Raw genomic sequence first — 13,258 nt, 5'->3', positions numbered from 1 at the left:
CAGTTCCTTCCTATCGTTCGCGTCGAGGTCGGGACTGTTGAACAGGCACTTTACCCGGCCCCGGTTGGTCAGCGAACACCGGTTCGCGGGTTCGGAATTTCAACTCCTGAGGACCAGGCATTTGGACCATTTTGCCCAGTTGATCGCTGCATACCTCTGTGATCGCTTGGTGAAGCAGGGTATCCAGTTCTCCTTCGAGACCGTGTTCAGCCACTCGAGCAAGTTGGCGCTGATGAGACGGGCGAAGGAGGCCGGCTTCAAGGTGTATCTGTACTTCATCGCTACGAATTCGGCGGAGATCAACGTGGACCGGGTGCGGATCCGGGTTGACGGTGGTGGGCACCACGTGCCTCGGGAGAAGATCGTGGAGCGCTTCGGGAGATCACTGAAGCAATTACTGCCCGCGATCGACCTTTGCTACCATGCGTTCGTGTTCGACAATTCCACATCCTTCGACGGTGCATCCCCTGAACCGCTGTTGTTCGCGGAAATGAAACAGGTCGGGACGGGACGGAGTTGGGCTTGGGATCTTCGTCGTATGCCCGATTGGTTCATCCGCGATTACCTGATCGCCAGCCGATCACCCCAATACCTTGATATCGCCAGACAGGCTTTGGCGCGGCGGGGTTCCTGAAGAGTCACTGCTCACCTTCACCCCACCCACCTGGGCCACGCCAAATACCACTTCTCCACCGGCCGCGCCATGGCCTGGATGCCGAAGTTGTCGCTGGCCGCCGCGATGTCGCGCAGGCCGCCGTCCTTGTACAGCAGCTCGATGCGCTGCCGCGTGTCGTCGTAGGCGTTGTTGACGATGCGGCCGTGCAGCACGAAGTGGTCCGCCTGGGCCAGGGGGATGCCCAGGGTGCGCGCCACGGTGGCCTTGAGCTCCTGCTGCCGCTCCTCGTCCCACGGCCGGTCCTGCAGGCGGATGCGGAAGGTGCGCCGCTCCACGATGTCGGCGCAGAGGCGCGCCAGGGCGGGGTCGCGGTGCTGGGCCCACACCTTCACCGCGCCCATGATGTCGTGGTCGTCCAGCCGCAGGAAGTCGGCCAGCACCGCCGGGTCGTCGAAGCTGCCCAGCTGGTGCCGCCCCCGCAGGAACCGCAGCAGGGCCGGGCTGGCGAAGAGGTCGGCGCCGCCCTCGGCCAGGTCGCGCGCCCGACGCAGGGCCTCCACCAGCATCACCTCGGCGCTCACCACCGTCTTGTGCAGGTACACCTGCCAGTACATGAGGCGCCGCGCCACGATGAACTTCTCGATGCTGTAGATCGCCTTCTCCTCCACCACCAGGCGGTCGTCCACCACCTCCAGCATCTTGATGATGCGGTCGCCGCCGATCACCCCTTCGCTCACGCCCGTGTAGAAGCTATCGCGGTTCAGGTAGTCCATCCGGTCCACGTCGAGCTGGCTGCTCACCAGCTGGTGCAGGAAGTGGCGGGGGTGCTCGTCGCGGAAGATGGCCAGGCCCAGCCGCAGCGCGCCGCCGAACTCCGCGTCCAGCGCGTCCATCACACGGGCGCTCACCGCCTCGTGGCCCACGTCCTGCACGATGCTGGTCTCCAGCGCGTGGCTGAAGGGGCCGTGCCCCACGTCGTGCAGCAGGATGGCGATGGCGGCGCCCTGGGCCTCGGCCTCGCTGATGGCGTGGCCCTTGCCGCGCAGCACCTCGATGGCCTGGCCCATGAGGTGCATGGCCCCCAGCGCGTGGTGGAAGCGGGTGTGCAGCGCCCCGGGGTACACCAGGTGCGACAGCCCCAGCTGCTTGATGTAGCGCAGTCGCTGGAACCACGAATGGTCGATGAGCCGCAGCACCAGCGCGTCCGGCACGGTGATGAACCCGTAGATGGGGTCGTTGAGGATCTTGCGGGCCACGCGGGGAGGCGGAGGGTCGGCGCCACCGCCGTACCTTCACGGGCCGAAAATAGCCGCCCGGCGGCGCAACCCCCCGATCATGCAGGTGAACATCCTTTGGGCCGACGACGAGATCGACCTCCTTCGTCCCCATGTGATGTTCCTGCAGGAGAAGGGCTACACGGTGGACACCGTGAACAACGGCCTCGACGCCGTGGAGAAGGTGGGCGCCAAGGAGTACGACATCGTGTTCCTGGACGAGAACATGCCCGGCCTCAGCGGGCTGGAGACGCTCTCCCGCGTGAAGGGCCTGCGCCCCCAGACGCCCGTGGTGATGATCACCAAGAGCGAGGAGGAGCACATCATGGAGGAGGCCATCGGCAGCAAAGATCAGCGACTACCTGATCAAGCCGGTGAACCCCAACCAGATCCTGCTGGCGCTGAAGAAACACCTCGACGGCCGCCGCCTGGTGAGCGAGAAGGTGACCAGCGACTACCAGCAGCAGTTCCGCCAGCTGGGCATGCGCCTGGGCGACCGCCTGAGCACGAGCGACTGGAAGGCCCTGTACCAGGAACTGGTGCGCTGGGAGCTGGAGCTGAACCGCAACGCCGACCCAGGCATGGCCGAGATCCTGCGCAGCCAGTGGCGCGAGGCCAACGACCAGTTCTGCCGCTTCGTGGAGCGCAACTACGTGGACTGGGTGAACGGCAAGGGCGACGATGTGCCCCTGCAGAGCCACCAGCTCATCAAGGCCAAGGTGGCACCGCTGATCGATGAGAAGCGGGCCCCGCTGTTCATGGTGCTGATCGACAACCTGCGGCTGGACCAGTGGCGCGTGCTGGAGCCCATCCTCAACGAGCACTTCCGCGTGGAGGAGCAGGACCTCTTCTTCAGCATCCTGCCCACCGCCACGCAGTACGCCCGCAACGCCCTCTTCGCCGGCATGATGCCCAGCGAGATCGAGAAGCGGTTCCCCGGCAAGTGGCTCACCGAGGACGCCGAGGGCAGCAAGAACGCGCACGAGGAGGAGTTCCTGGCCGCCCAGCTGCAGCGCCTGGGCAAGGGCGTGAAGCACAGCTACCACAAGATCACCTCCCTGGCGCAGGGCCGCAAGCTGGCCGAGAGCATCGACAACCTGATGGGCAACGCCTTCAACGTCATCGTCTACAACTTCGTGGACATGCTGAGCCATGCCCGCACGGAGATGGAGGTGATCCGCGAGCTGGCCGAGGACGACGCGGCGTACCGCAGCCTCACCAAGAGCTGGTTCGAGCACAGCCCGCTGCGCGACGTGCTGCTGGGCATCGCCGCCCGCAAGGGCCGCCTGGTGATCACCACCGACCACGGCACCATCCGTGTGGAGAGCCCCAGCAAGGTGGTGGGCGACCGCAACACCAACACCAACCTGCGCTACAAGCACGGCCGCAACCTCACCTTCGAGGAGCGCGACGTGCTGGTGGTGAAGGACCCGGCGAAGGCCTTCCTGCCCAAGGCGAACGTGAGCACCACCTTCATCTTCGCCAAGCAGGACGCCTTCTTCGTGTATCCGAACAACTACAACCACTTCGTCAACTACTACCGCCACACCTTCCAGCACGGAGGCATCTCGATGGAGGAGATGATGGTGCCGGTGGTGGTGCTGAACCCCCGCTGAGCGATGAGCACGATCCTCGTGATGCAGCGCCCCGAGGAGGCCGCCGACCTGGCCGCCGCCATGCTGCACGCCTGTCCGCAGCGCCGCGTCTTCGCCTTCCGGGGCGAGCTCGGCGCCGGCAAGACCACCCTCATCAAGGCCCTCTGCGCCGAGCTGGGCGTGGAGGACGAAGCCACCAGCCCCAGCTTCGCCCTGGTGAACGAGTACCGCAGTGAGCGCCGCGGGCCGGTCTACCATTTCGACCTCTTCCGCCTCACCGACGCCCAAGAGCTCGAAGGCATCGGCTTCGGCGAGTACATCGACAGCGGCAGCTACTGCTTCGTGGAATGGCCCGAGCTGGCCAAGGGGCAGCTGCCGCCGGACACCGTGCAGGTGCGCTTCGAGGTGATCCCCGACGGCACCCGCGCCATCCACCTGGAGCCATGAGCAGCAGCAGCGAACTCCTCAAGCAGCTGGCGCGCGAGGTCACCCTCCTGCCCCAGGAGGAGGTGCTGGACGTGGGCCGCCGCCGCAAGAGCCTCTTCATCGGCATCCCCAAGGAGACCAGTTTCCAGGAGCACCGCGTGCCCCTCACCCCGCAGAGCGTGGCGGTGCTCACCGGCCGCGGCCACCAAGTGGTGATCGAGCGCGACACCGGCCGCGCCGTGCAGTTCCAGGACAGCGACTACAGCGAGGCCGGCGCCCAGGTGGTGGAGAGCGCCGAGGAGGTCTTCAAGGCCGACCTCATCCTGAAGGTGGCACCCCCCAGCCATCGCGAGATCGAGATGCTGCGCCACCGACAGATCCTCATCAGCGCCCTGCAGCTCACCGTGCAGCCCAAGGACACCCTGCGCCGCATGATGGAGAAGCGCATGACCGCCGTGGCGTGGGACTTCATCAAGGACCGCGAAGGCATCTACCCCATCGTGCGCGCCATGGGCGAGATCGCCGGCACCACCAGCATCCAGATCGCGGGCGAGTACCTGAGCGCCGACAAGGGCGGCCCCGGCCTCATGCTCGGCGGCATCAGCGGTGTGGCCCCCGCCGAGGTCGTCATCATCGGCGCAGGCACCGTGGGCGAGTTCGCCTGCCGCGCCGCCTTGGGCACCGGTGCCAGCGTCAAGCTCTTCGATAAGAGCATCTACCGCCTGCGCCGCCTGCAGAACGACCTGGGCCACCGCCTCTGGACCAGCGTCATCCAGCCCGAGGAGCTGCAGAAGGCCCTCAAGCAGGCCGATGTGGCCATTGGTGCCCTTCGCCCCGAGCAAGGCCGTACACCCATGGTGGTCACCGAGGAGATGGTGCGCGACATGAAAGCGGGCTCGGTGATCGTGGACATCAGCATCGACCGCGGCGGCACCTTCGAGACGAGCGAAGTGACCACCCACACGGATCCGGTGTACAAGCGCTACGGCGTGATCCACTACTGCGTGCCCAACATCGCCAGCCGCGTGCCCCGCACCGCCAGCTACGCCCTCAGCAACATCTTCGGCCCGCTGCTGCTCAGCATGGGCGACAAGGGCGGCTTCGAGGAGCTCATCAAGACCAACCTCGGCCTACGCCACGGCGTGTACCTCTACAACGGCTCGCTCACGAGCCCCATCCTCGGCGAAGCCTTCAAGCTTCCGTACAAGGACCTCGACATCCTGTTGGCGGCCTTCTGATGACCCTCCCTCGCCGACTCCTGCTTTACGCGGTCGGGCTGCTCATCGGCGGCGTGTTCGCGTGGTGGTCCTTCGGCGAGCGCCTCACCAACGCTGCGTGGACGCCCAGGGAGCGCATCAAGCTGCGCGTGGCCGCCACCCTGGTGCGCAGCACCCCGGAGGCCCTTGCCGGCCTGCAGGCGCGTGGTATGGACCTGGACGTTGTGCGGCGCGCCATCCCCCGCAGCGAGGTGCTGCTGCCCCGCACACGCCGCAGCGGCGACAGCCTCTTCTACACCCTGCGCACCCCGATGGACCCCGACACGGTCACCCTGGAGGTGCAGGTGTTCGAGGATCACCGCCGCGACAGCACCGCCACCCTCGTGCGGGTGCAGTGAGTCACTGATCGGTCGTGGGGCGATCGGGCCATACGAGGCCCAGGGTCAGGTAGCCCATCACCGCCCCGTAGAGGCTGCTGCGCCACCACACGCTGGTGATCAGGCAGCCGTTGGTGCAGCCGTACCAGTTCCACCACGCGTAGCCCGCCGCGGCACCCAGCAGCACCGCCACCACCGTCCAGAGCGTTCGCCGTCCCATGCCGCAAAGGTGCGGCCGTCCGGCCTGGAACGTGCGTGACCGGCATCACCGCATACCACGGGACTGCCCCGGTGCGTTCCCGCCTCATGCGCCTGCCCGTCCTCACCCTGCTCGTGGGTCTGTCGTTCCACGTCATGGCCCGTGAGCCGCGGGTGGTGCATGTGCTGGTGGCCCTCTGCGACAACGTGCACCAGGGCATCGTGAAGGTGCCGACGCACCTGGGCAACGGCCAGGACCCTGCCGGCAATCTCTACTGGGGCGCGGCCTTCGGTGTGCGGACGCACTTCAACAAAGCCGCGGAGTGGACGCGCGTGCCCTGCGACCGGGCGCCCGAGGCCCACATCCTGGAGCGCGTCGCCTGGCGCCACCGCGACAGCGCCGTGGTGCTCATCGCCGAGGCCTACGACGGCCGCCACATCCGCGAGGCCACCGAGGACCTGCTGCGCTACGCCAGCGGCGCCGGGGTGCGCACCGTGAACGTGAACGGTGAAGTGGTGCGGGCCGGGGGTGCCGCGCATCTGGTGGCCTATACCGGTCATGATGGGCTCATGGACTTCCACCTGGACCGCGATTTTTCCGGCCCGCCCTCGAACACGCGGGAGGTGATCATCCTGGCCTGTGTGAGCCGCTCGTATTTCCAGGAGCCGCTGCGCGCCACAAAAGCGACACCGTTGCTGTGGACCACCGGCCTGATGGCGCCGGAGGCCTACACCCTGCGCGCCGCGTTGGACGGATGGGTGCGGCACGAGACCGCGGAACACGTGCGCGAACGCGCCGCCGCCGCCTACCACAACTATCAGAAATGCGGGATCGCCGGTGCACGACGCTTGCTCACGACGGGGTGGTAGGGGAGCTTATATGATCAAGCCCCCCTCCTGGGCCGCGATCGCTCGCTGCTCCGCAGATGGAGGGGTACGGGGAGGTTTCCGCTTGCTTCGGGGTCACGGCGGTTCTGATCTGCCACCTCCCCGGCCCCTCCTTGCTCGACGCGCGGAGCGTTCCACGCGTAGGAGGGGTGCTCATGCCTGGACGCACATGGGGACCAATGGTCACGACCTGTCCCCCCTCAGCGGGATGCGCAAAGGAGCACATGCTCCCACCTCACCTCCCTCCGCGCGCGCGGCGCTTCCGTTCCGCCACGATGAGCTTCAGCTCGCGCCCCATCTGTCCGGCGGCGCTTGTGTTCTCCTGGGCCCGGCGGATGAGGTAGGGCAGCACCTCGCGCACCGGTCCGTACGGCACGTACTTGGCCACGCGGTAGCCCGCATCGGCCATGTTGTAGCTGATGTTGTCGCTCATGCCCAGCAACTGCGCGAAGCACACGCGCGGGTCGTTGGTCGGAAGGCCGCGCTCCCGCATCAGTTCGGCCATCAGCAGGGTGCTGCGCTCGTTGTGCGTGCCCACCATCACCGCCACATGGTCCAACCGGTCGGCGCAATGGCGCAGGGCCTCGTCGTAGTCGCGGTCCACCGCCGCCTTGTCGGCGTGGATGGGGGAGGCGTAGCCGTTCAACGCGGCTCGCTCGCGCTCCTTCTCCATGTAGGCGCCGCGCACCAGTTTCATCCCTAGGTGGTAGCCACCCGCTGCCGCGCGCTGCTCCGCGGCCTTCAGGAAGGCCAGCCGGTCGTGCCGGTAGAGCTGCACGGTGTTGTACACGATGGCCCGCGCGCGGTTGAATCGCTCCATCATGCGTTCCACCAGCTCGTCGATCGCCGGTTGCAGCCAGCTCTCCTCGGCATCCACCAGAACGGGTACGCCGGCCTGCGCTCCTGCCGCGCAGATGCGCTCCATGCGTCCCTGCACGAGGGTCCATTCGTGCGCTTCCGCGGCGCTCAGCGTGCGCCCTTCGCTCACCGCCTCCCAGATGGCCAGCGGCGCGATCCCGCTGGGCTTGAACACGCTGAAGGGGATATCCTTGCGCTTGGCGGCCATGGCGATGGTGCGCAGGATCTCGTCGGTGCTGTGGTCCAGCGAGGCGTCATCCTCCTGGCCCTCCACGCTGTAGTCCAGGATGGTGCCCAGGCCGGCATCGCCGAGCTTCTGCGCCGTCACCAGGCTCTCCTCGATGGTCTCGCCCCCGCAGAAGTGCTTGAAGATGGTGGCCTTGATGAGACCCTTGATCGGCAGATGCAGCTGGATCGCCAGTTGGCTCAGCACGCGGCCGGTGACGTTCATCCACGGCACCCCGATGATGCGGAAGAGCCAATAGGCGCGCAACAGGCCGCGTTCCGTGTACTGCCGGAAGGCGATGCGCGTGTTGGTGAGGTCGGGCAGGGTGCCGGGCCGGGCGGTCCGCGGCGGGTCGGACAGGGTGTTTCCCATGGCGCGCTGGCCGGAGTTCCGTTCCTTTGAAAAGGCACCCCGGAGCGGGTGCGAATGTAGGATGGCACGCCCGCACCCGGCCCCCCGTTCCGTCATGGCCGTCGGCCGCCCCGTGGTGCTGGGCGCCGGTGCCCTCGGCGCACTGGACCGTTGGCTGGCCACCGAGGCCCGGGGCGCACAGCGTGTGGTGGTGGGCGATGAGAACACGCTGCGCCACTGCCTGCCCGAACTGTTGGCCCTGGTGCCCGGCCTGCGCGAGGCGCCCAGCATCGCGGTGCCACCCGGGGAGGCCAGCAAGGGCATCGGCACCTGCCACGCCCTGTGGAGCCACCTGGCCGGCCTCGGCATCGAGCGCGGCGCCGTGCTGGTGGCCCTCGGCGGCGGGGTGGTCACCGACCTGGCCGGCTTCGTGGGCGCCACCTTCAAGCGCGGCCTGCGCGTGGTGAACCTGCCCACCAGCCTGATGGGCATGGTGGATGCCGCCATCGGCGGCAAGACCGCCATCGACCTCGACGGCGTGAAGAACCTGGTGGGCCTGGTGCGGCAGCCCGAAGGCGTGTACGTGCATCCGCCCTTCCTGCGCACCTTGGGCAAGCGCGAGCTGCTGAACGGGGTGGCCGAGATGCTCAAGCACGGCCTGGTGGCCGACGCCGAGCACTGGCACGCCGTGGTGGCCGCGCCCTGGCACGACCTGCAGGCCCTGGCCCCGTTGGTGGAACGCAGCGCGGCCCTCAAGTGCGCGGTGGTGAGCGCCGACCCCGAGGAGCACGGCCCGCGGCGCCTGCTCAACTTCGGCCACACCATCGGCCACGCCGTGGAGTCCTTCAGTGGCGAGGGTCCACAGCGCGGCCTGCTGCATGGCGAGGCCGTGGTGGTGGGCATGGTGTGCGCCACCTGGCTCAGCTGGCGCCTCGACCTGCTGGACCGCACCAGCTGCGATGCCATCGTCGCCGTGCTGCTGGAGCGCTACCGCCCCTTCTCCCTGAACGTCATCGACCATCACCGCATCCTGGAACTGATGGCCCACGACAAGAAGAACCGCGACGGCGGCTTCCGCTTCACGCTGCTGGAGGCCATCGGACGCGGGCGTGTGGACGTGCCCGTGGACGCCGCGCTGGTGGCCGACGCGCTGGACCACTACCGCCTGCTCGTGCACCATGCAGACCCTCACCGTCGCAGCGCCTGAGCGCCGCATCCGCGCCACCGTCCGCCTGCCGCGCAGCAAGAGCGTGGCCAACCGCGCGCTGGTGGCCGCCGCCCTGGCCGGTGATCTGGGCGCGGTGCCCGAGCCCGGGGATGCCGACGACACGCGCCTGCTCCACGGCCTGCTGCGCGATCGACCGGCCGTGATGTCCTGCGGCCTCGGCGGCACCACGTTGCGCTTCGCCCTGGCCTGGGCCGCCATGCAGGAAGGAGAGGAACGCCTGGTGACCGGCGACCGCGCCCTGCTGGAGCGACCGCACGCCCCGCTGGTGAAGGCCCTGACGGCCGTCGGCGCTCAGGTGAACGGGCTGGCCAACGGCTTCCACGTCGTGGGCCGCCGGCTGCGCGGTGGTACCGTCACCTTCGATTCGCCAGCGAGCAGCCAATACCTCAGTGCACTGATGCTCGTGGGTCCGTGGATGGAGGAAGGGCTGCGCATCCAGTGGCAGGGCGCCCAGCTGAGCCGCCCGTACGTGGAGATGACGGCGCAGGTGATGCGTCACTTCGGCGCCGCGGTGGAGGTGGGCGACACGCACATCCGCGTGATGCCGGGCGGGGTCGCCCCGAAGCCCTTTTCCGTGCCGCGCGACTGGAGCGCAGCGGCCTTCTGGTTCCAGGTGGTGGCGCTGGCCCGCGATGCCGAGGTGCTGCTCGAAGGCCTGGTCGATGATGGGCTGCAGGGCGATGCCGCGGCCGTGCGGCTCTGGCAGGAGCACGTGACCGCCACCGCCACCCCGCAGGGGCTGCTGCTGCGCTCGCGGCGCTTGACGGAGGGCATCGAGCCGGTGATCGACCTCACGGCCACGCCCGACCTCTTCCAGCCGCTGGCCTTGACGCACGCGGGGCTGGGCTCGGCGATCACGATCACCGGGATGCACAACCTGCACCTGAAGGAGAGCGATCGTGTGGCCGCTGTGGAAGCGGCGCTGCAGGTGCTGGACAGGTCCGCGCAACGGGTCGGCGCGGACGGTCTACGGATCGAACGATCGGTGAAGTTGCGTGCACCCGGTGAGCATGTGTTCGATCCGCAGGGTGACCACCGCATGGCGATGGCCCTCGCTCCGTTGTCGTTGGTGGCCGGTCCCGTGCGCATCCATGATCCGGAGGTGGTGCGCAAGAGCTATCCCGGTTTCTGGGACGACCTGCGGGCGGCGGGCTTCCGGGTGGAGGGGTGAGGCCCTACCTTGGCCTACCGACTTCCGCATGAACAAGCTGATCCTTGCCGCCGCCGCCCTGTGGGCCGTGGTGCTGGCCCTTCCGCGTCCCGAAGCCCGTACCGCGGGCGGTGCCATGAGCCTGGGCAACCCCGGTGCGCCCCACAGCCTGCGCGCCTGGCAGCTGGAGCGGCTGCGCGATCCCGCCACAGGCCTGCTGCCGCCCGACATCCGCCGCCGTGAGCTCGCCTTCGCCGCCACCCTGCCCCAACGCACCCACAAGAGCCTCAGCTGGACCTTCCTGGGCCCGCGCGACCGCGGTGGCCGCACCCGTGCCCTCGCCGTCGACGTCACCGACACCAGCATCTGGCTCGCCGGCAGCGTCACCGGCGGACTGTGGCGCAGCACCGACGCCGGCCTCAGCTGGACCCGCACCAGCCCCCTGGACGCCATGACCGGCGTGAGCAGCCTGGCGCAGGATACCCGCGCCGGCCATGAGCAGACCTGGTACTTCGGCACCGGCGAGAACTACGGGGTGATGAGCCACGCCAGCTTCAGCAGCCTGTTGGCCGGCGACGGCATCTTCAAGAGCACCGACGGCGGCCAGAACTGGACCCACCTGCCGAGCACCATCGCCGGCGACCCCGAGATCGAGAACCGGACGGGCAGCTTCAAGCAGGTGAACCAGATCGTGATCGATCCCACCCGCAACGACAGCGACGTGGTGCTCGCCGCGGTGTACAACGGCATCTTCCGCAGCAACGACGGTGGAGCGAGCTGGCATGCCGTGCTCGGCCTCGACAGCACCAACAGCAACACCTCGCTCTACACCGACATCCGCGTGAGCTCCACCGGCGTCTTCTACGCCTACCTCGGCAACAACAGCCCGGCGGAGGGCATGTGGCGCAGCACCGACGGGCTCTCCTGGACGAACATCACCCCGAGCAACATGAACAGCAACAAGGAGCGCTGGGTGATGGCGCTGGACCCGCAGGATGAGAACGTGGTGTTCTGGTTCGGCGAAACGCCCAACGCCGGCGTGCAGGGCCACGGCCTGTGGAAGTACACCTACCTGAGCGGCAATGGCGCCGGTGCGGACGGCCTTTGGGAGAACCGCACGTTCAACCTGCCCAACGGCAGCTGCACCGGCTACTTCACGTTCAACTTCGCGCCCATCAACACACAAGGCGGTTATGACATGTGCATCGCCGTGCATCCCACGCAGGCCGACGTGCTGTACATCGGGGGCACCAACATCTACCGCAGCACCGATGCGTTCGCTTCGCCGAACAACACCGACTGGGTGGGCGGCTACCGCTGCAACACCGTCGACCCGAAGGACTACGTCTACCCCGGACACCATCCCGACCAACACTGGATGACCTTCATGCCGGGCAACCCGGGCACCCTCCTCAGCGGCAGCGATGGCGGCGTGAGCGTCTGCTTCGATGCGCTGGCCGACAGCCTCGTGTGGCATACGCGCAACGACGGCTACATCAGCAGCCAGTTCTACACCGTGCACATCGAGGAGGGCGCCGCCACCAGCCCCTTCATCCTCGGCGGCACGCAGGACAACGGCTGCTGGCTGGCCATCAGCACCGACCCCGCCGAGAACTTCCGCTATGTGCACATCGACGACGGCGCCTTCTGCGCCATACCCGAAGGCCGCCCCTTCATGCTCACCAGCAGCCAGCAGGGGCGCATCTACAAGAAGCAGATCAACGACCAAGGCGACATCCTGGCCTATGAGCGCATCGATCCGGTGGGCGGCACCACCAACTACAACTTCATCAACGCGTTCATTCTGGACCCCGCGGACAACGATCGCCTCTACATGATCAGCGGGTCCAAACTGTGGCGCAACACCGGCTTGGCAGCGATCCCTTACACCGACGAGTGGTACGACAAGGACACGATGAACTGGGAGGACCTCCCCGCCAGCACGGTCGCCGGCCTGCGCATCGCCAGCCTCGACATCAGCCTTGACGCGCCCAACACGCTGTTCTACGGCACCACGGCCGGGCGCGTCTTCCGCCTGGACAGCCTGGACGCCACGCCCGTGCGCACCGACATCACCCCGGCCGGCGGGGTGTGGAACGGGAAGTATGTGAGCTGTGTGGCGCCGAACGATTTCAACGGCGATGAATGGCTCGCCACGCTGAGCAATTACAACACCCGCAGCGTGTGGCACAGCACCGACGGTGGGCAGACCTGGACCAGCGTGAGCGGCAATCTGGAGGAGAACCCCGATGGCACCGGCAGCGGGCCCGCGGTGTTCTGGGCCATGATCTACCCCACCTGGAACGGCACCGATGACCGGTACTTCGTGGGTACCAGCACCGGCCTGTACAGCACCGAGCAGCTCGATGGCGACAACACCGTGTGGGAGCAGGAGGGGCCCTCGACCATCGGCAACGTGCCGGTGAACATGGTGACCGCCCGCGGCAGCGACGGCCGCATCGTGGCCGGTACCCACGGCAACGGCGTGTACACGGCCAACCTGCCCGCCGCGCCCGTTCATGTGCCCGCCGTGGCGGGGCCCGGTCTCAGTGAACCGTTCCCCAACCCGGCCGAGGACCATGTGGCGCTGCAGCTCCATCTGCCCGCCACCGACCGTGTGCACATCACGGTGTTCGACCTGAAGGGCGCCCGGGTGCTTGAGCGCGACCTCGGTGCACTGAGCCCCGGCCACCATACCTGGCGGTGGGACCTGCGCAACGGCCTTGGCGCCCGCGTGGGCCCCGGGACCTACCTGATGCAGGTGCACACGGCATCCGGAGCGGCACAGGCCCGGCGGGTGGTGGTGCGTTGAGTGAGGGATGGGCCGCAAAGCCGCCAAGGCGCGAAGGAATGT

Annotated in this window: 11 protein-coding genes and 1 pseudogene; 9 read left to right on the top strand and 3 right to left on the bottom strand. The window is 67.9% G+C overall.

Annotation, left to right across the window (positions count from 1 at the left end; all coding sequences use genetic code 11):
• Positions 1–64 precede the first annotated feature (64 nt).
• Positions 65–634, top strand: coding sequence for a zeta toxin family protein (locus IPJ87_10790; GenBank protein ID MBK7942340.1), 570 nt, complete (start codon positions 65–67; stop codon positions 632–634).
• Positions 635–651: 17 nt separating this feature from the next.
• On the opposite strand, the gene IPJ87_10785 is transcribed toward IPJ87_10790, so the two are convergent.
• Positions 652–1,872 (bottom strand): HD domain-containing protein, encoded by a 1,221-nt coding sequence (locus tag IPJ87_10785; protein ID MBK7942339.1) that lies wholly within the window; start codon positions 1,870–1,872, stop codon positions 652–654.
• A gap of 76 nt (positions 1,873–1,948) precedes the next feature.
• On the opposite strand from IPJ87_10785, the pseudogene IPJ87_10780 reads away from it, so the two are divergent.
• The 4 genes and pseudogenes from IPJ87_10780 to IPJ87_10765 all read left to right on the top strand — a co-directional run bounded on the left by IPJ87_10780 (position 1,949) and on the right by IPJ87_10765 (position 5,526).
• Positions 1,949–3,506, top strand: a pseudogene (locus tag IPJ87_10780) (PglZ domain-containing protein).
• Positions 3,507–3,509: 3 nt separating this feature from the next.
• A complete protein-coding gene (gene tsaE / locus IPJ87_10775) occupies positions 3,510–3,932 on the top strand; it encodes a tRNA (adenosine(37)-N6)-threonylcarbamoyltransferase complex ATPase subunit type 1 TsaE (GenBank protein MBK7942338.1) in 423 nt (140 codons plus the stop codon).
• Positions 3,929–5,149 carry an alanine dehydrogenase gene (locus tag IPJ87_10770; GenBank protein ID MBK7942337.1) on the top strand — a complete coding sequence of 407 codons (1,221 nt, stop codon included), beginning with the start codon at positions 3,929–3,931 and terminating at the stop codon, positions 5,147–5,149. The genes tsaE and IPJ87_10770 overlap by 4 nt, the downstream gene beginning before the upstream one ends.
• Positions 5,149–5,526 (top strand): hypothetical protein, encoded by a 378-nt coding sequence (locus IPJ87_10765; protein MBK7942336.1) that lies wholly within the window; start codon positions 5,149–5,151, stop codon positions 5,524–5,526. The genes IPJ87_10770 and IPJ87_10765 overlap by 1 nt, the downstream gene beginning before the upstream one ends.
• A gap of 1 nt (position 5,527) precedes the next feature.
• Here the strand turns inward: IPJ87_10765 and IPJ87_10760 are convergent, their stop codons facing one another.
• A complete protein-coding gene (locus tag IPJ87_10760; GenBank protein ID MBK7942335.1) occupies positions 5,528–5,725 on the bottom strand; it encodes a hypothetical protein in 198 nt (65 codons plus the stop codon).
• 86 nt (positions 5,726–5,811) lie between these two features.
• Between IPJ87_10760 and IPJ87_10755 the strand changes: the two genes are divergently transcribed.
• Positions 5,812–6,573: a hypothetical protein gene (locus IPJ87_10755; GenBank protein ID MBK7942334.1), complete on the top strand. Its 762-nt coding sequence runs from the start codon at positions 5,812–5,814 to the stop codon at positions 6,571–6,573.
• Positions 6,574–6,826: 253 nt separating this feature from the next.
• Here the strand turns inward: IPJ87_10755 and IPJ87_10750 are convergent, their stop codons facing one another.
• Positions 6,827–8,047: a proline dehydrogenase family protein gene (locus IPJ87_10750; GenBank protein ID MBK7942333.1), complete on the bottom strand. Its 1,221-nt coding sequence runs from the start codon at positions 8,045–8,047 to the stop codon at positions 6,827–6,829.
• A 94-nt stretch (positions 8,048–8,141) separates the two neighbouring features.
• Here IPJ87_10750 and aroB point away from each other — a divergent pair, with 94 nt between their 5' ends.
• From aroB to IPJ87_10735, 3 genes are read left to right on the top strand one after another with little or no spacing between them, the layout of a single operon-like run.
• Positions 8,142–9,233 (top strand): 3-dehydroquinate synthase, encoded by a 1,092-nt coding sequence (gene aroB / locus IPJ87_10745; protein MBK7942332.1) that lies wholly within the window; start codon positions 8,142–8,144, stop codon positions 9,231–9,233.
• Positions 9,205–10,425 carry a hypothetical protein gene (locus tag IPJ87_10740; protein ID MBK7942331.1) on the top strand — a complete coding sequence of 407 codons (1,221 nt, stop codon included), beginning with the start codon at positions 9,205–9,207 and terminating at the stop codon, positions 10,423–10,425. The genes aroB and IPJ87_10740 overlap by 29 nt, the downstream gene beginning before the upstream one ends.
• Positions 10,426–10,453: 28 nt before the next feature.
• Positions 10,454–13,216 carry a hypothetical protein gene (locus IPJ87_10735; GenBank protein ID MBK7942330.1) on the top strand — a complete coding sequence of 921 codons (2,763 nt, stop codon included), beginning with the start codon at positions 10,454–10,456 and terminating at the stop codon, positions 13,214–13,216.
• Positions 13,217–13,258: the final 42 nt, after the last annotated feature.

This window comes from Flavobacteriales bacterium, from assembly GCA_016713875.1.
Taxonomy (GTDB): Bacteria; Bacteroidota; Bacteroidia; order Flavobacteriales_F; family PHOS-HE28; genus PHOS-HE28.
The sequence above is the reverse complement of the archived record's forward strand: the minus strand, read 5'-3'. Positions and strand labels throughout refer to the sequence as shown.

Coding starts and splice junctions, on each gene's coding strand:
- IPJ87_10750 (MBK7942333.1), bottom strand. CDS start 8,047: ATGGGAAACACCCTGTCCGACCCGCCGCGGACCGCCCGGCCCGGCACC.
- aroB (MBK7942332.1), top strand. CDS start 8,142: ATGGCCGTCGGCCGCCCCGTGGTGCTGGGCGCCGGTGCCCTCGGCGCA.
- IPJ87_10740 (MBK7942331.1), top strand. CDS start 9,205: ATGCAGACCCTCACCGTCGCAGCGCCTGAGCGCCGCATCCGCGCCACC.
- IPJ87_10765 (MBK7942336.1), top strand. CDS start 5,149: ATGACCCTCCCTCGCCGACTCCTGCTTTACGCGGTCGGGCTGCTCATC.
- IPJ87_10755 (MBK7942334.1), top strand. CDS start 5,812: ATGCGCCTGCCCGTCCTCACCCTGCTCGTGGGTCTGTCGTTCCACGTC.
- IPJ87_10760 (MBK7942335.1), bottom strand. CDS start 5,725: ATGGGACGGCGAACGCTCTGGACGGTGGTGGCGGTGCTGCTGGGTGCC.
- IPJ87_10735 (MBK7942330.1), top strand. CDS start 10,454: ATGAACAAGCTGATCCTTGCCGCCGCCGCCCTGTGGGCCGTGGTGCTG.
- tsaE (MBK7942338.1), top strand. CDS start 3,510: ATGAGCACGATCCTCGTGATGCAGCGCCCCGAGGAGGCCGCCGACCTG.
- IPJ87_10770 (MBK7942337.1), top strand. CDS start 3,929: ATGAGCAGCAGCAGCGAACTCCTCAAGCAGCTGGCGCGCGAGGTCACC.